General features: G+C 61.2%; 20 protein-coding genes. 12 read left to right on the top strand and 8 right to left on the bottom strand.

The genetic code is table 11. The features are described 5' to 3' along the window. The first annotated feature begins 52 nt into the window (after positions 1-52). The 4 genes from der (at position 53) to C7A17_RS04435 (ending at position 4,142) form a co-directional block, all read left to right on the top strand. Positions 53-1,528, top strand: coding sequence for a ribosome biogenesis GTPase Der (der, locus tag C7A17_RS04450; RefSeq protein WP_106736882.1), 1,476 nt, complete (start codon positions 53-55; stop codon positions 1,526-1,528). 138 nt (positions 1,529-1,666) lie between these two features. After that, positions 1,667-2,815 (top strand): pyridoxal phosphate-dependent aminotransferase, encoded by a 1,149-nt coding sequence (locus C7A17_RS04445; protein WP_106736881.1) that lies wholly within the window; start codon positions 1,667-1,669, stop codon positions 2,813-2,815. A 72-nt stretch (positions 2,816-2,887) separates the two neighbouring features. After that, positions 2,888-3,670: an amidohydrolase gene (locus C7A17_RS04440; protein ID WP_106736880.1), complete on the top strand. Its 783-nt coding sequence runs from the start codon at positions 2,888-2,890 to the stop codon at positions 3,668-3,670. Positions 3,671-3,686: 16 nt separating this feature from the next. Beyond that, entirely contained in the window at positions 3,687-4,142 is a 456-nt protein-coding gene (locus tag C7A17_RS04435) for a hypothetical protein (RefSeq protein WP_106736879.1), read from the top strand. Positions 4,143-4,303: 161 nt separating this feature from the next. Here C7A17_RS04435 and leuA read toward each other — a convergent pair whose 3' ends face one another. The 5 genes from leuA to C7A17_RS04410 form a co-directional block, all read right to left on the bottom strand. Further along, a complete protein-coding gene (gene leuA / locus C7A17_RS04430; protein WP_106736878.1) occupies positions 4,304-5,974 on the bottom strand; it encodes a 2-isopropylmalate synthase in 1,671 nt (556 codons plus the stop codon). Between the two features lie 390 nt (positions 5,975-6,364). Then, complete coding sequence (locus C7A17_RS04425; protein ID WP_106736877.1) at positions 6,365-7,615, bottom strand: mechanosensitive ion channel family protein; 1,251 nt, start codon at positions 7,613-7,615, stop codon at positions 6,365-6,367. A gap of 121 nt (positions 7,616-7,736) precedes the next feature. After that, entirely contained in the window at positions 7,737-8,579 is an 843-nt protein-coding gene (locus tag C7A17_RS04420; RefSeq protein WP_106736876.1) for a peptidoglycan DD-metalloendopeptidase family protein, read from the bottom strand. Positions 8,580-8,585: 6 nt separating this feature from the next. After that, a complete protein-coding gene (gene xseA, locus C7A17_RS04415; protein ID WP_106736875.1) occupies positions 8,586-9,965 on the bottom strand; it encodes an exodeoxyribonuclease VII large subunit in 1,380 nt (459 codons plus the stop codon). A 43-nt stretch (positions 9,966-10,008) separates the two neighbouring features. Next, the gene (locus C7A17_RS04410; RefSeq protein WP_106736874.1) at positions 10,009-10,941 is read right to left on the bottom strand and encodes a LysR family transcriptional regulator; all 933 of its coding nucleotides are present in this window, start codon (positions 10,939-10,941) and stop codon (positions 10,009-10,011) included. Between the two features lie 34 nt (positions 10,942-10,975). Here C7A17_RS04410 and C7A17_RS04405 point away from each other — a divergent pair, with 34 nt between their 5' ends. Then, on the top strand, positions 10,976-11,443 hold the full coding sequence (locus C7A17_RS04405; RefSeq protein ID WP_106736873.1) for a multidrug/biocide efflux PACE transporter: 468 nt from the start codon (positions 10,976-10,978) through the stop codon (positions 11,441-11,443). 56 nt (positions 11,444-11,499) lie between these two features. Continuing rightward, a complete protein-coding gene (locus tag C7A17_RS04400) occupies positions 11,500-12,054 on the top strand; it encodes a sugar ABC transporter ATPase (protein WP_106736872.1) in 555 nt (184 codons plus the stop codon). Position 12,055: 1 nt separating this feature from the next. On the opposite strand, the gene C7A17_RS04395 is transcribed toward C7A17_RS04400, so the two are convergent. Beyond that, positions 12,056-14,158 (bottom strand): TonB-dependent siderophore receptor, encoded by a 2,103-nt coding sequence (locus C7A17_RS04395; protein WP_106736871.1) that lies wholly within the window; start codon positions 14,156-14,158, stop codon positions 12,056-12,058. 144 nt (positions 14,159-14,302) lie between these two features. Between C7A17_RS04395 and guaB the strand changes: the two genes are divergently transcribed. From guaB to C7A17_RS04380, 3 genes are all read left to right on the top strand, one after another. Next, positions 14,303-15,772, top strand: coding sequence for an IMP dehydrogenase (gene guaB / locus C7A17_RS04390; RefSeq protein ID WP_106736870.1), 1,470 nt, complete (start codon positions 14,303-14,305; stop codon positions 15,770-15,772). A 260-nt stretch (positions 15,773-16,032) separates the two neighbouring features. Continuing rightward, positions 16,033-17,610: a glutamine-hydrolyzing GMP synthase gene (gene guaA, locus C7A17_RS04385; protein ID WP_106736869.1), complete on the top strand. Its 1,578-nt coding sequence runs from the start codon at positions 16,033-16,035 to the stop codon at positions 17,608-17,610. Between the two features lie 333 nt (positions 17,611-17,943). Beyond that, positions 17,944-18,921, top strand: a complete 978-nt coding sequence (locus tag C7A17_RS04380) for a class I SAM-dependent methyltransferase (protein WP_106736868.1) — start codon at positions 17,944-17,946, stop codon at positions 18,919-18,921. 313 nt (positions 18,922-19,234) lie between these two features. Here the strand turns inward: C7A17_RS04380 and C7A17_RS04375 are convergent, their stop codons facing one another. After that, positions 19,235-19,603: a hypothetical protein gene (locus tag C7A17_RS04375; RefSeq protein ID WP_106736867.1), complete on the bottom strand. Its 369-nt coding sequence runs from the start codon at positions 19,601-19,603 to the stop codon at positions 19,235-19,237. Between the two features lie 290 nt (positions 19,604-19,893). Here C7A17_RS04375 and C7A17_RS04370 point away from each other — a divergent pair, with 290 nt between their 5' ends. From C7A17_RS04370 to C7A17_RS04360, 3 genes are read left to right on the top strand one after another with little or no spacing between them, the layout of a single operon-like run. Continuing rightward, positions 19,894-21,264, top strand: a complete 1,371-nt coding sequence (locus tag C7A17_RS04370) for a multicopper oxidase family protein (protein ID WP_106742732.1) — start codon at positions 19,894-19,896, stop codon at positions 21,262-21,264. Between the two features lie 56 nt (positions 21,265-21,320). Next, entirely contained in the window at positions 21,321-21,797 is a 477-nt protein-coding gene (gene tadA / locus C7A17_RS04365; RefSeq protein WP_106736866.1) for a tRNA adenosine(34) deaminase TadA, read from the top strand. A gap of 33 nt (positions 21,798-21,830) precedes the next feature. After that, positions 21,831-22,286 (top strand): hypothetical protein, encoded by a 456-nt coding sequence (locus C7A17_RS04360; protein ID WP_106736865.1) that lies wholly within the window; start codon positions 21,831-21,833, stop codon positions 22,284-22,286. A 4-nt stretch (positions 22,287-22,290) separates the two neighbouring features. On the opposite strand, the gene mltF is transcribed toward C7A17_RS04360, so the two are convergent. Then, positions 22,291-23,757 carry a membrane-bound lytic murein transglycosylase MltF gene (gene mltF / locus C7A17_RS04355; protein WP_199796390.1) on the bottom strand — a complete coding sequence of 489 codons (1,467 nt, stop codon included), beginning with the start codon at positions 23,755-23,757 and terminating at the stop codon, positions 22,291-22,293. Positions 23,758-23,824 lie beyond the last annotated feature (67 nt).

Here is a 23,824-nt window from a genome sequence, read left to right as displayed (position 1 = left end):
CTGCCCCTGCAGCGGCCTTTGCATTTTCTGAATTAACCGAGTGGAGAGCCTGATGGTTCCCGTAATTGCCCTGGTGGGCCGGCCGAATGTCGGCAAGTCCACACTCTTCAATCGCCTGACCCGCAGCCGCGACGCCATCGTCGGCGACCTGTCCGGTCTGACCCGCGACCGCCAGTACGGCGAGGCGAAGTGGCAGGGGCGCACCTATATCGTGATCGACACCGGTGGTATTTCCGGTGACGAGGAAGGCATCGACGCGAAGATGGCCGAGCAGTCGCTGCAGGCCATCGAAGAGGCTGATGCCGTGCTGTTCCTGGTGGACGCGCGCGCAGGCATGACCGCTTCCGACCAGATGATTGGCGAACACCTGCGCCGTCGTAACAAGCAAAGCTTCCTGGTGGTGAACAAGGTCGACAACCTTGACGTCGACTTGGCCCGCGCCGAGTTCAGCCCAATGGGCATGGGCGAGCCACTGGCGATTGCCGGCGCGCATGGCCGTGGTATCACCCAGATGCTCGAGTCCGTACTCGGTACCTTCCCCAAGGATGCCAGCGAGCCGGAGGAGGGCGCTGACGAGGAGGACGTGCAGGAAGGCCAGGAAGCCAAGCGCATTCCAGGGCCGAGCGAGAAGGATGGCATCAAGCTGGCCATCATCGGTCGCCCCAACGTCGGCAAGTCGACCCTGGTCAACCGCATGCTCGGCGAAGAGCGGGTGATCGTCTATGACCAGGCGGGCACCACCCGCGACAGCATCTACATCCCTTTCGAGCGTGACGACGAGAAGTACACCCTGATCGATACCGCCGGCGTGCGCCGCCGCGGCAAGATCTTCGAGGCGGTGGAAAAGTTCTCGGTGGTCAAGACGCTGCAGGCCATTCAGGACTCCAACGTCGTGGTGTTCGTCATGGATGCCCGCGAAGGTGTGGTCGATCATGACCTGAACCTGCTCGGCTTCGTGCTGGAAAGCGGCCGCGCGCTGGTCATCGCCCTGAACAAGTGGGACGGCATGGATCAGGGCCAGAAGGACTATGTGAAGACCGAGTTGGAGCGCCGGCTGTTCTTCGTCGACTTCGCCGATATCCACTTCATCTCGGCACTGCATGGCACCGGCGTGGGCCATCTGTACAAGTCGGTGCAGGCCTCGTTCAAGTCGGCTATCACCCGTTGGCCGACCAGCCGCCTGACGCAGATTCTCGAAGATGCCGTCAGCGATCACGCACCGCCCTTGGTCAATGGCCGTCGCATCAAGCTGCGCTATGCCCACCTCGGTGGTGCCAACCCGCCGTTGATCGTGATCCACGGTAACCAGGTCGATGCCGTACCGCGTGCCTACACCCGCTACCTGGAAAATACCTACCGACGCGTGCTCAAGCTGGTTGGTACGCCGATTCGCATCGAGTACAAGGGCGGCGAGAACCCCTACGAGGGCAACAAGAACACCCTTACGGATCGCCAGGTGAACAAGAAACGCCGCCTGATGAGCCACCACAAGAAGGCCGAGAAAAAGCGCAAGGACAAGCGCAAGTAATATCGGCCTCGCCCTGCCCGGTGGAGTTGCGCTGGGCAGTGCATAAGCTTCTTCCGCCTTTTCATAAGCCGCGCGGGTGCCGCGCGCGCCGTGCTTCGGCTATCCTCGCGGCTTGATTTATCCCCGCAGGAAGTCGCGATGCTCGCCAGCAAACTGCCTAACGTCGGCACCACCATCTTCACCCGCATGTCCCAGCTCGCTGCCGATGTTGGCGCGATCAACCTGTCTCAGGGTTTTCCCGATTTCGACGGCCCGCAGGCGTTGCGCGAGGCGGTAGCGCGTCATGTGCTGGAAGGTCGCAATCAGTATTCGCCGATGACCGGTCTGCCCAGCCTGCGTCAGCAGGTGGCGGCCAAACTGGCGCGCAGTTACGGCGTGCAACGTGACGCCGACAGCGAGATCACCATCACCCCCGGCGCCACCGAGGCGATCTTCTGCGCTGTGCAGGCGTTGATCCGTGCCGGTGATGAAGCCATCGTTCTCGATCCCTGCTACGACAGCTACGAACCTTCGGTGGAGCTTGCAGGCGGGCGTTGCGTGCATGTGCCGCTGGCCTTGCCGGCGTTCGTCATCGACTGGCAGCGTCTGGCCGATGCGATCACGCCGCGCACCCGGCTGATCTTCCTCAATTCGCCACACAACCCGAGTGGGGCACTGATCTCGCGGGCTGACCTGGATCGTCTGGCCGAGCTGATTCGCGGGCGCGATATTCACCTGATCAGCGACGAGGTCTACGAGCACCTGATCTATGACGGTGCCCATCACGCCAGCGTGCTGGCCCATGAGGAGCTGTATCAGCGTGCCTTCGTGGTCAGCTCCTTTGGCAAGACCTACCACGTCACTGGGTGGAAGACCGGTTACGTGGTCGCGCCGCCAGCGCTGACTGCCGAGCTGCGCAAGATTCACCAGTATGTCAATTTCTGTGGTGTTACTCCGTTGCAGCATGGCCTGGCTGATTTCATGGCTGCGCACCCCGAACATGTCGAAGAGCTGCCTGCGTTCTATCAGGTCAAGCGCGACCTGTTCTGTGACCTGCTGGCCGGCTCGCGATTCACCTTCACTCGTGCGCCGGGCACCTATTTCCAACTGGCTGACTATTCGGCTATCCGCCCCGATCTGGACGACGTGGCCATGGCCGAGTGGCTTACCCGTGAGCATGGCGTAGCAGCCATTCCTGTGTCGGTGTTCTATCAGTCGGCGCCACAGGATTTGCGCCTGGTGCGTTTCTGCTTCGCCAAGCGTGAGGAGACCCTGCGCCAGGCCGCCGAAAAACTGTGCATGGTGTGATGGGTAGGGCGGGTGCAACCCGCCTCTGAGGTGTTGGCGGGTTTCACCCGCCCTACGGTGAGCGAGGCCCCAATGAACAACAAATCCGATCTCGAACTGGCACTGATCCAGACCACGCTGGTCTGGCACGATCCGGCCGCCAACCGCGAGCACTTCCAGGCCTTGCTGGAGCAGGCGCGGGGCGCCGATCTGGTGATCCTGCCGGAGATGTTCTCCACCGGTTTTTCCATGGAGTCGGCAGCACTGGCCGAGTCCGAGGATGGCCCCACCAGCAGTTGGCTACGCGAACAGGCGCAGCGCATCGATGCAGTCGTCTGCGGCAGCCTGATCATCCAGGCTGCTGATGGCAGCTACCGCAATCGCCTGCTCTGGGCACGCCCCGACGGTACGTTGGCGCATTACGACAAGCGTCATCTGTTCCGGATGGCCGGTGAGCACAAGCATTACAGCGCTGGCGATGTGCAGGTCGTGCTGGAACTCAAGGGCTGGCGTGTGCGTCCGCTGATCTGCTACGACCTGCGCTTTCCCGTGTGGAGCCGTGATGCTGGCGGTACTGATCTTTTGCTGTATACCGCCAACTGGCCGGGCGCGCGCCGCCTGCACTGGAACCGCCTGCTACCGGCGCGGGCCATCGAGAACCTGTGCTATGTCGCGGCTGTGAACCGTGTCGGTCAGGACGGCAAGGGCCATGGGTATACTGGCGATTCCCAGGTGTTGGATTTCCAGGGTGAGGCGCTGCTGACGGCAGGCGATGGCGATGGCGTGTTCCGTGCCCGGTTGTCCAGCGAGGCGCTGGCGGCTTATCGCGAGCGCTTCCCGGCGTACCTGGATGCCGATGTTTTCACCATGAACTGATCAGGAGCTACATGACATGGACGTACAACAGAGCAATCCCTTCCAGACGCCGCAGGCGGATCTGCAACAGACCACTACCAATCAGGCGCCGCTGTACAGCATCGCTGGCGTCGGCCTGGCGACATTCATCGGTACGCCGCTGGCTGGTGCCTGGCTGCTGGCGCACAACCTGCAGCTGCTCGGCAAGGCGGATCGGGTGGCGATGGTCTGGGGCGTATCCATTGCGCTGCTGCTGGTCACCTTGGTGCTGGCCTTCGTGCTGCCGGAAGAAGTGCCTGCACTGCCTTTCGCCATCGCGCAGCTCATGGCGATGATCATGCTGGCGAAGAACCTGATGGAGGCCGAACTCAAGCAGCACACCGAGGCTGGAGGCATGTACCTCTCGAACTGGCGTGCAGCGGGTATCGGCCTGTTGTTCACTTTGGCCGTGGCCGCATTGATGTTCGCGGTGCTGATGATCTTCGATATCTGAACGCCGTATTCCCGGATGCTGGCTTGAGTCCGGTGGCGATGCTCCGTGTGCACCTGTGTCGATGATCTCGGATCTTCGGTGCGCACGGCGCACCCTATGCAGCTTGCAGCATACGAAAACGCCGGGCATTGCCCGGCGTTTTCATGTGTGGCGCAAGCGAATCAGGCCGCTTGCGACTCGGTCTGGCTCAGCGCACGGTTCAAGGCGCTGAACAGGGCGCGGAAGCTCGCGGTGGTCAGGTTCTCGTCGATGCCGATACCGTGCAGGGCGCGGCCACCGTTGACGCGCAGCTCGATGTAGGCCGCGGCCTTGGCGTTGGCGCCGGCACCAATGGCATGCTCGCTGTAGTCCATGACTTCAACGGCGACCGGCAGGGCAGCGGCCAGGGCTTCCAGCGGGCCCTTGCCAATGCCGCGCCAGTGGTGGCTCTCGCCGGCTTCGACGACTTCCACGTCTACCGCGCTGGTGCCGTTCTCTTCCTGCAGGCGGTGACCTTTCAGGGCATAGGGGCTGCGTGCTTGCAGGTACTCGGTTTCGAGCAGTTGATGGATCTGCGCGGCTGTCATCTCAAGGCCGAGGCGGTCGGTTTCACGCTGTACCACCTGGCTGAACTCGATCTGCATGCGGCGCGGCAGGCTGATGCCATATTCCTGCTCGAGCAGGAAGGTGATGCCGCCCTTGCCGGACTGGCTGTTCACCCGAATCACTGCCTCGTAGTCGCGGCCGATGTCGGCCGGGTCGATCGGCAGGTATGGCACTTCCCACAGGGCGTCTTTCTTCTGCTGGGCGAAGCCCTTGCGGATGGCGTCCTGGTGCGAGCCCGAGAAGGCGGTGTGAACCAGGTCGCCGACGTACGGATGGCGCGGGTGTACCGGAATCTGGTTGCAGTCCTCGACCACTTTGCGCACGGCGTCGATGTCGGAGAAGTCCAGCTCCGGGTCGACGCCCTGGGTGTAGAGGTTCAGTGCCAGGGTTACCAGGCAGACGTTACCGGTGCGCTCGCCGTTGCCGAACAGGCAGCCTTCGACGCGATCGGCGCCGGCCATCACCGCCAGTTCCGAGGCCGCGACGCCAGTGCCACGGTCATTGTGGGTGTGCACGCTGATCAGCACGCTGTCGCGGCGGTCGACGTGGCGGCCGAACCACTCGATCTGGTCGGCGTAGTTGTTCGGCGTGGCGCACTCGATGGTGGCCGGCAGGTTGAGGATCAGCTTGTTCGCCGGGGTCGGCTGGAACACGTCGATCACCGCGTTGCACACCTCGACGGCAAAGTCGATCTCGGTGCTGCTGAACACTTCCGGCGAGTACTCGAAGCCCCACTGGGTTTCCGGCGCGGCGTCGGCCAGGCGCTTGATGGTGGTGCCAGCAGCTACGGCGATGGCTTTGACGCCGGCCTTGTCCTGATTGAAGACGATCTTGCGGAAGCTCGGCGCGCAGGCGTTGTAGTAGTGGACGATGGCCTTCTTGGCGCCTTTGAGCGACTCGAAGGTGCGCTCGATGAGGTCGTCACGGGCCTGGGTCAGTACCTGGATGGTCACGTCGTCCGGGATGTGGCCGCCTTCGATCAACTCGCGGACGAAGTCGAAATCGGTCTGCGAGGCAGACGGGAAGCCCACTTCTATTTCCTTCAGGCCCACGGCGACCAGGCACTTGAAGAAGCGCATCTTCTTCTCGGCATCCATCGGCTCGATCAGCGACTGGTTGCCGTCGCGCAGGTCGGTGGACAACCAGATCGGTGCCTTGTCGATGATCTTGTCCGGCCAGGTGCGATCCGGGATCTGGATCTGGGTGAAGGGGCGGTACTTCTTCGACGGGTCTTTGAGCATGGTCATGAGTCAATCCTGAAAGCGAGGGCCTCTATGGGCCGTGCTGAAAAATAAAAACAGAGAAAAGGTGGGGAATTCGGGGTCGGCAGACCCTAGCGCAGTCGTTGAGAGACCAGGCACAGGTTGGCGTGTTGCCTGAGGATGATGAGGGTCTGCGAGATATTCATGGAGCCAACCCTAACCATTGAGGAAAAAGCTGGCAAGCATGTTGGAAAAATTGGTGAAAAAAAGCGGATTGGATGGTCTGGCGATTTTTTGTTGCTGCCTTTTTCGCTTATTCAACTTTTCATTGCGTAGTGCTGGCGTGCTTGTGAAGGCGGTTGTAAGCCAGCCTGTTGGCGGTGTTCATCGCAACAAGCTGGCTCCTGAAAAGCGGGAATCTGGTTCCCGTTGGCGTCAAGGGGCTGGCTGCAGCGTCGGACGCAGCTCGCGCATGTCCGCACCGCTCGGGTGTTGGAACACGCGCAGGCCGAACTCGGGGAGGATGGCCAGCAGGTGGTCGAAGATATCCGACTGGATGCCTTCATAGGCATTCCAGGCGATGGTGTTGGTGAAGCAGTAGATTTCCAGCGGCAGGCCGTCGGCGGTCGGGCTGAGCTGACGCACCAGCAGGGTCATGTTCTGGTGAATGTTCGGATTGTGCCGCAGGTAGTGTTCGACGTAGGCGCGGAAACTGCCGATGTTGGTGATGCGGCGGGTGTTGACCGCTTCCTTGCCGTGTTCGGCCAGCTTGGTGTTCCAGTCCTGCAGTTCCTGGTCCTTACGGTCGAGGTACTCGTCGAGCAGCATGAAGCGGCGCAGGCGGGCGATTTCCTCGTCGCTGAGGAAATGCACGCTGGTTTGATCCAGATACAGCGCACGCTTGATCCGGCGTCCGCCGGATTCCTGCATGCCGCGCCAGTTCTTGAACGGGTCGGTGATGAAGCGCTTGGTCGGGATGGTGGTGATGGTCTTGTCCCAGTTCTGCACTTTCACCGTGTGCAGGGCGATGTCGATCACATCGCCGTCGGCATTGAGCTGGGGCATTTCCACCCAATCGCCGACACGCACGATATCGCTGGAGGAAATCTGTACGCTGGCCACCAGCGACAGCAGGGTGTCCTGGAAGATCAACATCAGCACCGCAGCCATGGCACCGAGGCCGGACAGCAGGATCAACGGCGAGCGGTCGATCAACGTCGCCACCATGAGGATGGTGGCGATGGCGAAGATGGCGATCTTGATCACCTGCAGGTAGCCTTTGATCGGCTTCAGGTGCGCGTTGGGGCGACGCTGGTAAAGGGTGTTGAGGATGTCCAGCAGGGCGCCGATGGCCAGTGCGATGGTCAGCACGATGAAGGCGCCACAGACGTTCTGCGTCACCGTTACCACGGCTTCCGGCATGCCTGGCACTACGGCCACGCCGGAGGAGAGCACCAGCGCCGGCACGATGTTGGACAGGCGCTTGATGATGCCGCTTTCCTTGATCTGGCCGTGGCGGCCCAGGGCGGTCGCGCCGACCACGCGGTAGATGGCGCGTACCAGAATACGTTTGACGATCCAGTTCGACAGCCAGGCGGCAACGATCAGGGCGAGGGTGGCGGTGAGGGTGAGCAGTTCAGGCTGTTCGTTCAGCCAACCCATCCAGGTGTTGAGCTCATTCGGCATTTCCGACTCCGAAGCAGGCAGTGAGGAAAGGCCGACGCTACAGGGCCGGCCATCTGAGCCGCCGTACCCTAGCAAAAATATGCCGTTAACCCAAACGGCAGGTGTTGCGCGCTACGTCGGTTCAGGGCTTGAACGCGCCGATAAAGATCGCCGGATCGACTCGCGCATCGTTGAGGCTGACGTTCCAGTGCAGGTGAGGGCCGGTGGCGCGACCGGTCGCGCCGACCTTGCCGACATGGCCGCCTCGGGCGATTTCGTCACCCAGCTTCACGTCGATTTCCGATAGGTGGCAGAACATGCTGATCAGCCCCTGGCCGTGGTCGAGGAACACCGTTTTGCCGTTGAAGAAGTAATCGCCGATGAGGATTACCTTGCCGGCCGCCGGCGCCTTGATCGGTGTGCCGCGGTTGGCGGCGAAGTCCAGGCCCGAGTGCGGGTTGCGTTCCTCGCCGTTGAAGAAGCGACGCAAGCCGAATGGGCTGGACAGCGGGCCGTTGACCGGCCTGTCGAACATCAGGTTGCTTGGTTGGCGCGCACTGAACTGCTGGTAGGCGCGGGTCTGCTCTGCCAGTTCGCGTTCGATGCGTTTCAGGTTGGCGGCGTTGGGCGTGACCTGTTGCTGGTTCTTGATGGTGATGCGCTGCTCGGTGTAGTGCTTGGCGCCGACCTGGAAGCTTAGTTTCTGGCCGCCTTCGACCTCTACCTGCTGGCTGCCCGGTTTGACGTTGAGCGGAATACCGACGACGGCGATCCAACGCTGGCCGTCCTCGTGCACGGTGAGCACCGGTTTGCCCTGGTAGCGCACCTTCGGTGCCTGTGCCGGGTTGCCCAGATCGACCACCGCAACACCACCCGGCACCGGTTTGTTCAGCAGGCGGGTGATGAAGCCTTCGGCGTGAGCGGGGATGGCAAGGCATAGGGCCAGCAGGCCGGCGAACAATTGCGTGCGGGTAAGGCTGGACATCGGTTCTCAATCCAGGAGCGACAGCGTCGCCGGTTGTATGTGGTTGTCTTCGACGCGCACGTCCAGCTCGCCTTCGCTCAGGCGCGCCTTGAGGCGTTGGCCCGGCTGGGTCTGCGCGGCGCTGCGCACCGCATGGCCGCGTTCGTCGAGGAGGATGCTGTAGCCACGGCCCAGGGTGGCCAGTGGGCTGACGATCTGCAGTTGCGCGGCCAGTGCACCCAGTTGTTGGCGCTGGCTGCGTAGCTGGCCGTGCATGGCACGTGGCAGGCGCGCGGCCAGGCCGTCGAGGCGCTGGCGCAGCAGCGCCAGGTTGTGCCCCGGATGCTGGGCGGCGAGACGAGCGTCGAGGCGGGCCAGGCGTTCTCGCTGATTGGCGAGTTGCTGGTTGAAGGCGCGGCGCAGGCGCATGTCCAGGTCGTCAAGGCGCTGCGCCTGCTGGCGCAGGCGTTCTCCAGGGTGACGCAGGCGCTTGCTCACGCCGTCCAGGCGCAGGCGTTCGCGGGCCAGACGGCCTTGCATCTGCAGCACCAGGCGCCGCTGCAGGTTGTGCAGGCGTTGCACCAGTTCGCTGCTGTCCGGCGCCAGTAATTCGGCGGCGGCCGAAGGGGTTGGCGCGCGCACGTCAGCGACGAAGTCGGCGATGGACACATCCGTCTCATGACCTACGGCACTGACGATGGGGGTCACACAGGCCGCCACGGCGCGGGCCACGGCTTCCTCGTTGAAGCACCAGAGGTCTTCCAGCGAGCCGCCGCCACGGGCCAGGATCAGCGCGTCGAAACCTTGCGCATCGGCGTGTTGCAGGGCTCGGACGATCTGCGCGGTGGCCTCGCGCCCTTGTACGGCAGTGGGGATCAGGTTCAGCTCCACCTGCGGTGCGCGACGGCGGAAAACGCTGATGATGTCGCGGATCACCGCGCCGGTGGGCGAGGTGACAATACCGATACGTTTCGGATGGGCGGGCAGGGCGATCTTGCGCTCGGTGGCGAACAGCCCCTCGGCGCCGAGCTTCTCCTTCAGTGCCTCGAAGGCCAGGCGCAGTGCGCCGTCACCGGCAGGCTCCACCGCATCGAGAATCAGCTGATAGTCGCCGCGCCCCTCGAACAGCGAGACCTTGCCGCGAACCTTAACCGCCAATCCGTCGCGCAGCGCCTGGCGTACGCGCGCAGCGTTCTGCCGGAACAACGCGCAGCGCACCTGGGCCTGGCTGTCTTTCAGGGTGAAGTAGATGTGGCCGGAGGCCGGGCGGGCGAGGTTGGAGATTTCCCCCTCGACCCAGATGCCGGAGAACACGTCCTCCAGCAGCAGGCGGGCGCGGTTGTTGAGCTGGCTGACGCTGAGCACCTCGCGGTCGAGGTTCAAGCGAGCAAAGGGATCATTGATCATGGGCCGGCATGATAAGCCGAGAGGTGCACGGGCGCGACCCTGCTCAGCTGTCTTCGAGCAGGCGATCAAGCAGCCAGGCCGCCACTGGGCCGAGTTCGCGTTGCCGCGACCAGATGGCGTCCACTGTCACCCGTCGTGGCCAGCCACTGCAGGGTAGTTCATGCAGGCTGCCGAAACTGTAGGTGTCGACCAGTTGCCGTGGCAGCTCGGCCCAACCGAAGCCCAGACGCGCCATTTCCAGCAGCATCAGATAATCCGGCGCGGCCCAGCAGCGTCCGCCGCTGCCGGGCAGATCGTCGGTGTTCGCATCGTCATGGGCGACGCTGCTCAGGCGTAACAGGCGCCAATGCGACAAGTCTTCCTGGCGCACCTGAGCCAGCTGGCTCAGCGGATGATCCTTGGCGACGAACAGGCCGAACTCGCTGCTCATTTCCAGGCGGGCGTGGGCGATATGCGGCGGGTAGGTCGGTTGTGCACCGAGCAGGCCCAGTTGTGCGCGGCCCTGGGTGACCAGATCGAGCACGTCGGCCTGTTCGGCGATCAGGCTTTCGAACTGCAGATCGGGGAAGCGCTGATCCAGCTCCTGCAGGCGTACTTCGTATTGTTTCGGCTGGTAGGCGTCGGACAGCGCCAGGGTCACGCGCGCTTCCTGGCCTCTGGCCAAACCGGCCGCATGTCGCGCCAGGCGGTCACTGGCACACAGGACTTCTTCTGCGTGGGCGAGCAGGCTGGCACCGGCTTCGGTCAGTTGCAGATGGCGGGGGCCGCGTTCGAACAGGGCCACGCCCAGGTCGATTTCTAGGCACGCCACGGCTTCGCTGATGGTCGACTGGCTTTTGCCCAGGCGCCTGGCGGCAGCGCTGAGCGAGCCACAACTGGCCGCTTGGGCGAAAGCTTGAAGCGATTCGGGGGAAATATTCATATCGGTTTTGCCGATGGCTGCTGCTTTTTGGTTGGCTGGTTTTCCGATGATCATAGCCCTCGTCGTCATTTATCACGAGGTTCGTTTCATGACTCAGCCCCTGCCGCGCTCCCTGCGTGAGCGCATTGGTCACTCCCTGGCCTTCGAAGCCATTGCTGTGCTCATCTGCGCGCCGACCATGGCCTGGTTCATGGATAAGCCTTTGCTGCAGCTCGGCGCCTTGACCCTGATGTTCTCCACCGTCGCCATGCTGTGGAACATGCTGTTCAACTACCTGTTCGATCGCGCACAGAGTCGATTGGGCTTCGAACGCGGCCTGTGGGCACGGGTCTGCCATGCGCTGCTGTTCGAGGGTGGCCTGGTCGTCATGCTGGTGCCGTTGGCGGCCTGGTGGCTGTCGATCAGCCTGCTTGAGGCGTTGCTGCTGGATATCGGGCTGATCCTGTTCTTCCTGCCCTACACCATGGCATTCAACTGGATTTACGACGTGCTGCGTGCCCGCTTATTGGCGCGACGTGAGGCCCAGACCAATGCTGCGATCTGTCGCGGGGCTTGATTTGCCGGCGGCAGCGCCTAAGCTGCCGCCCTTTCCTTGCCAGCCGTTCGAGCACCATGACCACGCAACTGATCCTAGTCCCGCAGATTTCCACGCTTCCCGCCCACGAGGAAAAGGCACGGGCCATGCTGCGCTGGTTGGTCAAGCGCGAGATCGTCGAGGCGCTGCCGACCACCTGTGGCCAGGGCGGCAACGGCATGGCCTATGCCATCGGGCCCGGCGCTCGGCGCATCGCCAAGCAACCCGAGTTGCTGCCCTATGGGCAGTCGCACAATGGCCTGGAAATCATTACCCATCGCTGTATCTATATGCCAACGCGTGGTTTTCTCGAGGAGGCGGGCTGCGCCGAATGTCGCAAGGAAGTCGGCGTGCCGTTGTTCGATAGCCTGGAAGTGTGGTGGCCAGGGGAAACCGACAACTTCACCTGCCCGGAATGCGGGCATGAAGATGACATCAATGGCTTCCTGTTCCTGCAGCCGTGCGGTTTTTCCAACCTGGGTTTCATCTTCAACGGTTGGATGGATGCCGGCCTGCGCCCGGCGTTCGTCGAGGAGTTCGGCGAACGCCTGGGCTTTGCAGTGAGGCAGGTGCGGGTCGACGATCCGGCCTGAGTCAGAACTCGACGCTGGCGGAAAGGCGTACCTCGCGCGGCTCGCCGACTGCGACACGCAGATTGCCGCCGCTGGACGGGTAGTAACGCTCGTCGAACAGGTTGCGTACGTTCAGTTGCAGGCGAGTCTTCTCGCCGAGCAATTGGCTGTCCCAACTGATGAAAGCATCGGCCACCGTGTAGCTGTCCAGCCAGAAGTTGTTGCCATTGTCGCCGGCGCGCTCGCCGACATAACGCGCGCCGCCCCCCAGCCGCCACTGACCGAATTGCTGTGGCAGGTTCAGGTGATGGGTGAGGTAGAGGCTGGCGATGTTACGCGCAGCGTTGACCAGCTCGTTGCCTTTGTTGGCCGGGTCATCGAGGATTTCCGTATCGGTGTAGGCGTAGCTGCCGAGCACTTCCCAACGCTCGCTGAGGCGGCCGGTAATATCCAGCTCCACACCACGCGAGCCGACCTTGCCTGCCGCTTCCGAAACGTTGTTGTTACTTACCACCACGTTCTCTTTCTCGATATCGAACAGCGCCAGGCTGGCGCCGATACCTTGCGGCAGGTCGAGTTTTACGCCCAGCTCGTAGCTGCGACCCTCTTCGGGGTCGAAGGCCTGGCCGGTAGTGGCGTCCGAGGCATTGGGTACGAAGGAGCGGCTGTAGTTGCCGTAGAAGGCCACGTGGTCGTTCAGTTGGAAGACCAGGCCGCCGAAGGGCAGGAAGGTGGTGTCGTGGCGGTCGGTTGGGCGGACGTAGGTGGCTCCTCGTCCTTGCTCGACGAGCTGCTCGAAGCGCTGATAACGGCCACCGAGAACCAGAATCCACTGGTCGTTCAGGTGCCAGTTGTCCTTCGCGTAGATCGAGCGTGAATGCAGCTCGTCGCTGCGATCACTTTGCGCCGGATTGAGCAGCGAAGGTGCGGCGAGGTTGCCGTATACCGGGTTGTAGATATTGAAGCTTCCCACTGCCGGGCCGCGCCAGGTGTCGCCACGGAAGTTGTCGACTCGCTCGGTGTCGGCACCGATCAGCAGGTCATGACGCTGGCCGAAAAGGTCGGAATTGCCGATCCAGTCCCAGGCCAGGTATTGGGTCTGGTTGTCATGTTCGCTGCCATCGGAGCGGCGGCTCATTGCTCCCGTGCTGGCATTGAGCACGTTCGGCCGCGCTTCGGCATAGTCGTAACGCTCGTTGTTCCAGCCGTAGGTGAGGCGCGTCGACCAGTCGTCGCTGAGCTGATACTCCGCGGTGGCGGTGAGCAGTTCGTCGATGCCTTCTGCCTTCGACCAGCTCTCGCCGAAGCGGTCGTTGTAGGACACCTTGGCGGGCTTGTCATTGATGATCACCGTGCCGCGATCCACCGGGGTGCTGTATTCCTTGTATTCGTAGGCGATGTTGAGGCGCAGGCGTTCGCCTTCCCAGCTCAGCGAGGGTGCAATCAGGCTGTTTTCCTTGGTGCCGAAGTTACGCCAGTAATCTTCGTGTTGACGCTCGGCAATCAGGCGAAAGGCCAGGCCACTGTCGGCAATCGGGCCGGTGACGTCGACCGCCAGGTTACCGCCGCCAAAGCTTGAGCTGCCTGCGTCGAGGCGCGCGCCCCATTGGTACTGCGGCTTCTTGCTGATGACGTTGATCAGGCCGCCCGGTTCCAACGCGCCATACAGCAGTGAGGCCGGCCCCTTGAGCACCTCCACGCGTTCGCTGGTGGCGCTGAAGTTGCGCGAAAGGCTGGAGCGGATGCCGTCACGGAGGATCGATCCATCGGCGTTGCTACCAAAACCGCGCTTCACGAAACCGTCCTGGGTGCCACCTAGCGTATTGCTCTGGCCGACGCCACTGACGAACTTCATCGCATCATCCAGCGAGCGCACCCGATAATCTTCAATGGTCTTTGGCGTAACCACCTGAACCGACTGAGCCTCATCCCTGAGTGCAACGGAGGATTTGCTTGCCGTGCTGGCACGCTTGGCCTGGTAGCCATCGTCTTCGAGAGCCGGGGCGGCGACGATTTCCTGGCTGGGTAGCTCCAGCTCCTGAGCCAGCAGGTGACTGGCTGGAAGCAGGCAAAGGGTAAGCAGAGCGGCACGCTGGCTGCTCAGGGAAGGGAGGCTTGGTTTCATTTGGCACTCAAGTGCAAGTGTTTTTGAGAATCATTATTTTATGTGTTTCTAGGTATGGCTGCCTAGAGTCACACTTTGCATTGAGTGAAATGAGGTCGCTGGGTATAATGCCGCGCTTCTTATTTTCCCGCTCGGGAGCCCGCCATGCTGCGCATCAGCCAAGAAGCACTCACTTTCGACGACGTCCTGCTTATCCCCGGTTACTCCGAGGTATTGCCCAAGGACGTCAGCCTCAAGACCCGCCTGACTCGCGGCATCGAACTGAACATCCCGCTGCTGTCAGCCGCCATGGATACGGTCACCGAGGCTCGCCTGGCTATCGCCATGGCGCAGGAAGGCGGCATTGGTATCATCCACAAGAACATGACTATCGAGCAGCAAGCTGCCGAAGTGCGCAAGGTCAAGAAGTTCGAGTCCGGTGTGGTCAAGGATCCGATCACCATCGAGGCTGATGCGACCGTTGGCGATCTGTTCGAACTGACCCGCCTGAACAACATTTCCGGTGTGCCAGTGCTGTACAACGGCGATCTGGTGGGCATCGTCACTTCTCGCGACATACGCTTCGAAAACCGCCTGGACGCCAAGGTGCGTGAGGTGATGACGCCCAAAGAGCGCCTGGTCACCGTCAAGGAAGGCGAAGATAAGGCCACCGTGCGCAAACTGTTGCACAAACACCGCATCGAGCGCGTGCTGATCGTCGATGATCAGTACCGCCTCAAAGGCATGATGACCGTCAACGACATCGAGAAAGCCAAGGCCTACCCGCTGGCCAGCAAGGATGACCAAGGTCGTCTGCGCGTTGGCGCCGCTGTCGGTACCGGTGCCGATACGGGTGATCGGGTTGCTGCGCTGGTCAATGCCGGTGTGGACGTGATCATCGTCGACACCGCTCACGGTCACTCCAAAGGCGTGATCGACCGCGTGCGTTGGGTCAAGCAGAACTTCCCGGACGTCCAGGTAATCGGTGGCAACATCGCTACTGGTGCTGCGGCCAAGGCGCTGGTCGAAGCCGGCGCCGACGGTGTCAAGGTCGGCATCGGCCCCGGCTCGATCTGCACCACCCGCATCGTCGCCGGTGTCGGTGTTCCGCAGATCAGTGCCGTGGCCAATGTCGCCGCTGCGCTGGCGGGTACCGGCGTACCGCTGATCGCCGATGGCGGCATCCGTTTCTCCGGCGATCTGTCCAAGGCTATCGTCGCAGGCGCCTCAGCCGTGATGATCGGCTCCATGCTGGCCGGTACCGAAGAAGCTCCGGGCGAAGTCGAACTGTTCCAGGGCCGCTCCTACAAGGCCTACCGCGGCATGGGCTCTCTGGGTGCCATGGCGCAGGCGCAAGGTTCGAGCGACCGTTACTTCCAAGACTCCTCGGCTGGTGCCGAGAAGCTGGTGCCGGAAGGTATCGAAGGCCGTGTGCCGTATAAGGGCGCGATGGCGGCCATCGTTCACCAACTGATGGGCGGCCTGCGTGCATCCATGGGCTACACCGGCTGCGCCACCATCGAAGAGATGCGCACCAAGCCGGAGTTCGTGCGTATCACTGGCGCCGGTATGGCTGAGTCGCATGTGCACGACGTGCAGATCACCAAAGAGGCCCCCAACTACCGGGTTGGCTAAAAAATCGATTTGACGCTGCTGCGCTTGCGCATGCGGCGTTGGAGAAAAACTCGACACTGGCTCGCCAGTGAACGTCCGAAAGGACGGCCCGGAGGGCGAACGAAGTGAGTAAATGCGTGCTTCAGCAAACTCCGCTTTCTCGTTTCTCTCCGCCTTGCCTGCTCGTCGCTCGCGACGCGGCAAATCGATTTTGCAATGTATGAATAACGGGGCTGTTCGATCAGCCCCGTGTCATTTGTGAATACTTACGAGAGACGGCCATGGCCCACGACATTCACGCCCACCGCATCCTCATTCTGGACTTCGGTTCCCAGTACACCCAGCTGATCGCCCGTCGTGTGCGCGAGATCGGCGTCTATTGCGAACTGCACCCCTGGGACATGAGCGACGAGGACATTCGTGCCTTCGCGCCGCGCGGCATCATCCTCGCCGGTGGCCCGGAGTCGGTGCACGAAGCCAACAGCCCGCGCGCGCCGCAGGCCGTGTTCGACCTGAATGTACCGGTGCTGGGCATCTGCTACGGCATGCAGACCATGGCCGAACAGCTCGGCGGCAAGGTAGAAGGCTCCGACCTGCGTGAGTTCGGTTATGCCCGCGTCGACGTGGTCGGCAAGAGCAAGCTGCTGGCCGGCATCGAAGACCATGTCGATGCTGACGGCGTACTCGGCCTCGACGTGTGGATGAGCCACGGCGACAAGGTCACCCGTCTGCCGGAAGGTTTCCACATCCTCGCCAGCACCCCGAGCTGCCCGATCGCTGCCATGTGCGACGACACTCGCCACTACTATGGTGTGCAGTTCCACCCTGAAGTGACCCACACCAAGCAGGGCGGCCGCATCCTCTCGCGCTTCGTGCTGGAAATCGCCGGCTGTGAGCCGCTGTGGACGCCGGCCAATATTGTCGAAGATGCCATCCGCCAGGTGCGCGAGCAGGTTGGCGATGCCAATGTGCTGCTGGGCCTGTCCGGTGGCGTTGACTCCTCGGTGGTCGCGGCGCTGCTGCACAAGGCTATCGGTGACCAACTGACCTGCGTATTCGTCGACAACGGCCTGCTGCGTCTGCACGAAGGCGACCAGGTGATGGCCATGTTCGCCGAGAACATGGGCGTCAAGGTCATCCGCGCCAACGCCGAAGAGCAGTTCCTCGGCAATCTGGCCGGCGAAGCCGACCCGGAGAAGAAGCGCAAGATCATCGGCCGCACCTTCATCGACGTGTTCGATGCCGAGGCCAGCAAGCTGGACAACATCCAGTTCCTCGCCCAGGGCACCATCTACCCGGACGTGATCGAGTCGGCTGGCGCCAAGAGCGGCAAGGCCCACGTGATCAAGAGCCACCACAACGTTGGTGGCCTGCCGGAGGAAATGAACCTCAAGCTGGTCGAGCCGCTGCGTGAACTGTTCAAGGACGAAGTACGCAAGATCGGCCTGGAGCTGGGGCTGCCCTACGACATGGTCTACCGCCACCCGTTCCCGGGCCCGGGGCTGGGCGTGCGCATCCTCGGTGAAGTGAAGAAGGAATACGCCGACATCCTGCGTCGCGCCGACCACATCTTCATCGAGGAACTGCGCAAGGCTGACTGGTACCACAAGACCAGCCAGGCGTTCGTCGTGTTCCAGCCGGTGAAATCGGTTGGTGTGGTCGGTGACGGCCGTCGTTACGCCTGGGTCGTCGCCCTGCGCGCCGTGGAAACCGTCGACTTCATGACCGCACGCTGGGCGCACCTGCCTTACGAGCTGCTGGAGACTGTCAGCGGCCGCATCATCAACGAGATCGAAGGCATCTCCCGCGTCACCTACGACGTGTCGAGCAAGCCGCCAGCGACCATCGAGTGGGAGTGATCCCGCTGCGCTGAATGAAAAACCGGCTTAGGCCGGTTTTTTCATGGGCGTTTGAAGAACCATCATCCTCAGTGATGTTGATGCTGCCATTGGCTTGTAGGCATCAATTGATATTCTTGGTCGCTGCGACGGTCAGGCTTGGTGTGCCTGCTTGCAGTTTTTCGGCGGAGCACTTATTAAAGTGCTTTGCTCATGAATGATGTAAGTGATGTAAGTGATGTAAGTGATGTAAGTGATGTGAGTTGTTCGAGCTGTCGAACCTCATGTTGGGGTGGCATCAGCAGAGTTGCTTGGTTTTAACATGCTTGGGCTTTGGGTATAGAAGGAGATGTAATGATTCTCGAGCCTCTCGATAAGCGAATGATAAGTTGGGATTTTTCTCGTTTTGAGAGTAGGGGCTGCCCTTTCTGTGATGCGATAAGCGCTAAGCTGTATTGCATTCGTCCTGATAAGTGTTCTGTGTTAAGTTGCTCGATGTGTGGTTGTTATTATGTTTCTCCGGCACCCTCCGAAAATTTGCTCAATGACTTTTATAGTTCCTACCACATTGAGCATTTTGGTGGGCTTATAAGTTATGGTGCTGAGAATATAAAGTCCGAGTTGGATGTTTTGGATCCGCAATCCGATCCAAGGTTGAGTTTTCTTATAAAGGATATGCCTTTCAGGTCAAATGCAGGGTACAGGGTGCTTGATTTTGGCTGCGGAACAGGAGAGTTTCTATATCAAGCAAAACGACTGGGTGCCTCTGTTGTTGGCGTTGAATTTGATCATGCCGCGGTTTCGATCTGTCACCAGCTCGGCCTTGAATCTGTTCTCTTGGGTGGCATCGATGTTTTGAAAAACATCAATGAAAAATTTGATCTTGTTGTTTTGAACGATGTGATTGAGCACGTGTTGAACCCTAATCAGCTCATTTCTGCTTTGTGCGATTTGCTTGACAAGGGCGGCAAGATTTTAATATGGACCCCGAATGGGGACGCTATCGCGAATGATAATCGCAAGATTGCTCTGCGTGTCGATTTGGAACATATGCAGTATCTGACAAATGGTGCTGTGTCAGAACTGTGCCGTAAAAATAGTCTTTCGGTTTGCCATTACCAGCAACTTGGTTTTCCATCGGATAGCAATTTTATTGATAATCTCAGTGAGCGGTCTTGGCGGGCGCAGATCAAGAGTAGACTGCTTGTCTGCCTTGGGGGTATAGGCTTAATGGGGTTTGTAAGGCGCACGTTGTTGCGTCTCGGTTATAAGCGCAGTATTTACCTGTCGAATGGCAGTTATAATTTGTTTTGCGTATTGGTTAAGCGATAGTGGGTGTAGGGAAAGGCTCAGTAGAAAATCTGTTCTTTTCGGTATGCTCACGATAATGCTGGCCGTGGCGTTCGCCGCTGAGCTCTAGGCAGATCATTGGCCGGACATCTTCGGTGTCGTCTTCCTTCGGATCCGGAGTCCGAATCTCATAAGCTGCAACCTGGGTCGTACCGGGTCGCCGAAAAGCCTGGCGTATGCCTTTCAGTATGAGGCGTCCGGACAGGTAATAGCCTTCCCAGTCCGATGGCGATCAGCCCGATCCATAGCAGCCCTCCGAAGGCCAGCAAGAAGGTGACGAAAATAATATCCATCGTCATTTCAGAAACAGCAGGAAGGGGGCCGTCATCCAGGAGCCATAGGCCATCGCGGCAATCAGAAAGATCCCGTAGACGAGCTGGCTTGGGTGGTATTCCGCTCGGGCATGTGCTGGCTGATCGTGGGGAACGTACAGCTTGAAGGTGCCCGCATCTCCATCGAGCATCACCTGTGGCTCGTTACGCACCAGGTACTCGATTTCATGAGTGGCGTCAGCGAACTCGTAGCGCAGTCGGTAGACGGTTCGCGTGCCGATCCAGCTGATATGGTTGCCGTGAATGCGCGTGTCGATCTGACGTTGATCGATGATCCTCGCCGCGACCAGGCTATGGGGCGGCCGAGGTTGCGTACGCCCTCGTATAACCATTGGCCGATGCCGCCCATCAGCACCACTCAGAAGAGCAGCAACAGCGGGGTGAGTATTGCCAGGGCAATGCTCATCGCCGTGTCGAACAGATCCATGTCGCATCAATATTCCGGTGGGCCTGGTGTGATTCTACCGACGCTTTGACCCAGAGTGAGAGTTGAGCGCTTCCTCCTGTGATGTGCAGAGCGCTCATGTGCGGCAATAAGCCCCTCATGCGGGCTCGTTTCTCTCTGCATGAAAATGAGAAGATAGTGCGATTGGGCATGACCCTGTGAAGTTCGAGGATGAAGATGTCGTTTACCCGCAGACAAGTGCTCGCTGGCCTGGCTGGTCTCGGTATCGCCGGGCTTGGCGCTGGCGGTGTGCGTTACTGGCTGGGGCGTCCGGAGAATGTGGCGACCCACGACTACGAGCTGATCGCCGCGCCACTGGATCTGGAGCTGGTACCGGGGCATGTGACGCCAGCCTGGGCCTATGGTGGTCAGGCGCCTGGATTCGAGTTGCGCTGCAGGCAGGGCGAGCGTCTGCGGGTGCGCTTCATCAATAAACTGGACGTGCAAAGCACTATCCATTGGCATGGTATCCGTCTGCCGCTGGAGATGGATGGCGTGCCCTATGTCTCCCAGGCGCCGGTGCTGCCAGGGGAATACTTCGACTACGACTTCATCTGCCATGATGCCGGCAGCTTCTGGTACCACCCGCACACGGCCAGTGCCGAGCAGTTGGGGCGTGGCCTGGTCGGGCCATTGATCGTCGAGGAGCGCGAGCCGACCGGCTTTCGTCACGAACGCACGCTGAGCCTGAAGACCTGGCATATCGATGAGCAGGGCGCTTTCACCGAGTTCCTGGTACCGCGCCAGGCGGCACGCGAGGGTACGCGAGGTCGACTGAGCACCATCAATGGTGAGCCCAATCCTGACCTGGAACTGCCGGCAGGGCAGGTGGTGCGCCTGCGCCTGATCAATGTCGACAACACCATCACCTATCGCCTCAACCTGCCAGGTGGTGAGGCGCGTATCTATGCATTGGACGGCAATCCGGTGCAGCCGCGTCCGCTGGGCAAGGAATATTGGCTGGGCCCTGGCATGCGCATCGATCTGGCGCTGAAGGTGCCGGCGGCTGGGCAGGAATTGTCCCTGCGTAATGGACCGTTGCGTCTGGCGACCATAAAGAGTGTTGCCAGTAGCGAGCCGTCAGCGGATTGGCCGCCAGCCTTGCCGGCCAATCCCATTGCCGAGCCGGAGCTGGCTCGCGCCGAGACCTTGCGCTTCAATTTCGAGTGGGCGGCGATGCTGTCCGGTAACGTGGAGCAGGGCGGCAGCTACAAGTACTGGCAGATCAACGGCCAGGCCTGGGACATCAACGACAAGACCTGTGCGGATCGTCCGATTGCGACCCTGAAAAAGGATGGTCACTACATCTTCGTACTGCGCAACATGGCGCAGTATCAGCACCCCATTCACCTGCATGGTATGACTTTCAAGGTGTTGAGTTCTGATCGGCGCCAGATCATTCCGTACTTCACCGATACCTACCTGCTGGGCAAGAACGAGACGGCGCGCATCGCTTTCGTCGCCGATAATCCCGGTGTCTGGATGTTCCATTGTCATGTGATCGATCATATGGAAACCGGGCTGATGGCCGCCATCGAAGTGGTGTAGGGTAGGCGCCGTTTTTCGGCCTGCCTTCGTCGGCGGTCAGTCCTGGGATTGATGCAATGAAAAGACCGCAGATCATCGACCGCTCGCGTGACGAGTACTTCATGCGTCTGGCGCTGGAGCAGGCGCGACTGGGCGCCGAGCAAGGCGAGGTGCCAGTGGGGGCGGTGCTGGTGCAGGGCGACGAAGTGGTCGGCCAGGGCTTCAATTGTCCGATCCTGCGCCACGACCCCAGTGCTCATGCCGAGATAGTGGCGATCCGTGCGGCGGCGCAAAGCGTGCAGAACTATCGGCTGCCTGGCAGCACCTTGTACGTCACGCTGGAGCCCTGCAGCATGTGCGCCGGCCTGATCGTCCATGCGCGCATCGCGCGCGTGGTGTTCGCCGCCAGCGAGCCACGTGCGGGCGTGGCGATCAGCCAGGGGCAATTCTTCGAGCAGGGCTTTCTCAACCACCGTGTGCTGGTGGAGGGAGGGTTGCTGGCCGAGGAGAGCGGGGCGATGCTGCGAGAGTTCTTCAAGGCTCGGCGAGGCTGAGCACTGCTACAGGGAAAGATTATGAGTAAACGGATGTTGGCCCTGCTGATGCTGTCGACCGCGCCTGCGTTCGCTGCCGAGCAGGAGGTGTATCTGCTGGCCAGCGTGCAGTTGGGTGGCTCCAACCTGGCGCAGAGCATCTTTCTGCATGAGCCGCAGATCACTACGCTCGAAGAGTGCCAGGAGGCTGTGCGTGTTGGTCAGCGTGATCGTGACTGGCTGCGCTACCACCATATCTTCCTGCGCGACCGCTTTCAGGGGTTCACTGGCCAGCTGGATTATCGCTGCGTTTTTAGCGATCAGCGTTTCAGCCACTGGGATGATCGGGCGCGCTACAACCATCCCTACCTGATCAGCATCGATGAGCAGGCCGTTTTGCGGGTCGAGCGAGTCGAGAGCCAGGCGCAGTGTTCGAGTCGTCTCAAGGGGCTGCCTGAGGCGCGGCGAGTAATCAGTCGTTGTGCTGTAGGGAATCAGCGTTTGCTCTGAAGGCTCAGAGCGGCGGGGTTTCTTCTTCGGGCTTGCGTTTGTCGATGCCTGGCAGGTGGATACCGCTTTCGGCCACTTGCGTGCCTTCCAGCTGTGGCTGGGTCACCCAGGTGAGGATGTCGTAGTAGCGGCGGATGTTACGCACGAAGTGCACGGGCTCACCGCCGCGCGCATAGCCGTAGCGCGTCTTGCTGTACCACTGCTTCTGCGCTAGGCGAGGCAGGATCTTCTGTACATCGGCCCACTTGTTCGGATCCAGCCCTTCGGCCTCGGTCAGCTTGCGTGCATCTTCCAGATGGCCGCCGCCGACGTTGTAGGCTGCCAGGGCGAACCAGGTGCGATCCGGCTCGGCAATGCTTTCCGGCAGTTGCTGGTGAACCTGAATGAAGTAGCGTGCACCGCCTTCGATGCTTTGCCTGGGGTCGAGTCGGTTGGAGACGCCGACCGATTGCGCAGTGCGCTGGGTCAGCATCATCAGGCCGCGTACGCCAGTCTTGGAGGTGGCATTGGGTTGCCACAGCGATTCCTGATAGCCCATGGCAGCGAGCAATCGCCAATCCACCTGATGGCTGTGGCCGGCCTGGCGGAACATCTTCTCGTAGCGCGGCAGGCGTTGTTGCAGGTGCTGGGCGAAGGTGTAGGCGCCGACGTAGCCGAGTACGTCGACATGGCCGTAGTAGCGCTCTTTCAGGCGTTGCAGCGTGCCGTTGGCCTCCGAGCGTTCGAGGAATGCGTCGATTTCCCGCAGCAGGCTGTCATCCTCGCCAGCGGCCACCGCCCAGCGCATGTGATTGGTCTCGCCAAGGTCGAAGCCGACCCGTACGTTGGGGAAATACACCTGGTTCATCGCCAGTTCGTTGGAGTCCACCAGCGTCAGGTCGATCTGCCCCTCGTCGACCATGCGCAGCAGGTCGACTACTTCCACAGCGTCGGAGACTTCGAACTGTAGTTCCGGTAGCTCCAGCTTGAGAGCCGCCAGTTGTTCGGCATGGCTGCTGCCAGCCAGTACCAGGATACGTTTGCCGACCAGGTCTTCGGCCTTGCTCGGGCGCGGCTGGCCCTGGCGATAGATGATTTGTGGCGTGACTTCCAGGTACGGAATGGAGAAACGCGCCTGGCGCTGGCGCTGCGGCGTATCAACCAGGCCGGCAGCGGCCATTACCGGGCCGTTGGCGCGATCCAGGCTGGCGAACAGGCTGTCGAGGTTGTCAGCGGTTTCGATCTTCAGTTCCAGGCCGAGGTCGGTGGCGAAGCGTTTGGCCAGTTCGTATTCGAAACCGGTCGCGCCGTTGCGATCCTGGAAGTAGGTGGCGGGGCTGTTGCGAGTAACCACGCGCAGCTCACCCTCCGCCTTTACCTGCTCGAGTACGCTGGGCTTGGGGTCTTCGCCGCAGCCAGCGAGCATCAGGAGGGTTCCAATCGCCAACAGCCCTGTGGCGCAACGCATGCGTATCGCAGGTCGTGCAAACATCGGCGCAGTATACGCAAAGCCGCTGCGGCGCCATATCTCGACAGCGCTTCGCTTCTCTGTTAATGCG

The sequence above is a fragment of the Pseudomonas mendocina genome, assembly GCF_003008615.1.
In the GTDB taxonomy this organism is placed as follows: Bacteria; Pseudomonadota; Gammaproteobacteria; order Pseudomonadales; family Pseudomonadaceae; genus Aquipseudomonas; species Aquipseudomonas mendocina_C.
The sequence above is the reverse complement of the archived record's forward strand: the minus strand, read 5'-3'. Positions and strand labels throughout refer to the sequence as shown.

Coding starts and splice junctions, on each gene's coding strand:
- leuA (WP_106736878.1), bottom strand. CDS start 5,974: ATGACCATGCTCAAAGACCCGTCGAAGAAGTACCGCCCCTTCACCCAG.
- C7A17_RS04440 (WP_106736880.1), top strand. CDS start 2,888: ATGAACAACAAATCCGATCTCGAACTGGCACTGATCCAGACCACGCTG.
- C7A17_RS04395 (WP_106736871.1), bottom strand. CDS start 14,158: ATGAAACCAAGCCTCCCTTCCCTGAGCAGCCAGCGTGCCGCTCTGCTT.
- C7A17_RS04370 (WP_106742732.1), top strand. CDS start 19,894: ATGTCGTTTACCCGCAGACAAGTGCTCGCTGGCCTGGCTGGTCTCGGT.
- C7A17_RS04435 (WP_106736879.1), top strand. CDS start 3,687: ATGGACGTACAACAGAGCAATCCCTTCCAGACGCCGCAGGCGGATCTG.
- mltF (WP_199796390.1), bottom strand. CDS start 23,757: ATGTTTGCACGACCTGCGATACGCATGCGTTGCGCCACAGGGCTGTTG.
- tadA (WP_106736866.1), top strand. CDS start 21,321: ATGAAAAGACCGCAGATCATCGACCGCTCGCGTGACGAGTACTTCATG.
- C7A17_RS04375 (WP_106736867.1), bottom strand. CDS start 19,603: ATGGTTATACGAGGGCGTACGCAACCTCGGCCGCCCCATAGCCTGGTC.
- der (WP_106736882.1), top strand. CDS start 53: ATGGTTCCCGTAATTGCCCTGGTGGGCCGGCCGAATGTCGGCAAGTCC.
- C7A17_RS04420 (WP_106736876.1), bottom strand. CDS start 8,579: ATGTCCAGCCTTACCCGCACGCAATTGTTCGCCGGCCTGCTGGCCCTA.
- C7A17_RS04410 (WP_106736874.1), bottom strand. CDS start 10,941: ATGATCATCGGAAAACCAGCCAACCAAAAAGCAGCAGCCATCGGCAAA.
- C7A17_RS04360 (WP_106736865.1), top strand. CDS start 21,831: ATGTTGGCCCTGCTGATGCTGTCGACCGCGCCTGCGTTCGCTGCCGAG.
- C7A17_RS04400 (WP_106736872.1), top strand. CDS start 11,500: ATGACCACGCAACTGATCCTAGTCCCGCAGATTTCCACGCTTCCCGCC.
- C7A17_RS04445 (WP_106736881.1), top strand. CDS start 1,667: ATGCTCGCCAGCAAACTGCCTAACGTCGGCACCACCATCTTCACCCGC.
- C7A17_RS04405 (WP_106736873.1), top strand. CDS start 10,976: ATGACTCAGCCCCTGCCGCGCTCCCTGCGTGAGCGCATTGGTCACTCC.
- C7A17_RS04425 (WP_106736877.1), bottom strand. CDS start 7,615: ATGCCGAATGAGCTCAACACCTGGATGGGTTGGCTGAACGAACAGCCT.
- xseA (WP_106736875.1), bottom strand. CDS start 9,965: ATGATCAATGATCCCTTTGCTCGCTTGAACCTCGACCGCGAGGTGCTC.
- guaB (WP_106736870.1), top strand. CDS start 14,303: ATGCTGCGCATCAGCCAAGAAGCACTCACTTTCGACGACGTCCTGCTT.
- C7A17_RS04380 (WP_106736868.1), top strand. CDS start 17,944: ATGATTCTCGAGCCTCTCGATAAGCGAATGATAAGTTGGGATTTTTCT.
- guaA (WP_106736869.1), top strand. CDS start 16,033: ATGGCCCACGACATTCACGCCCACCGCATCCTCATTCTGGACTTCGGT.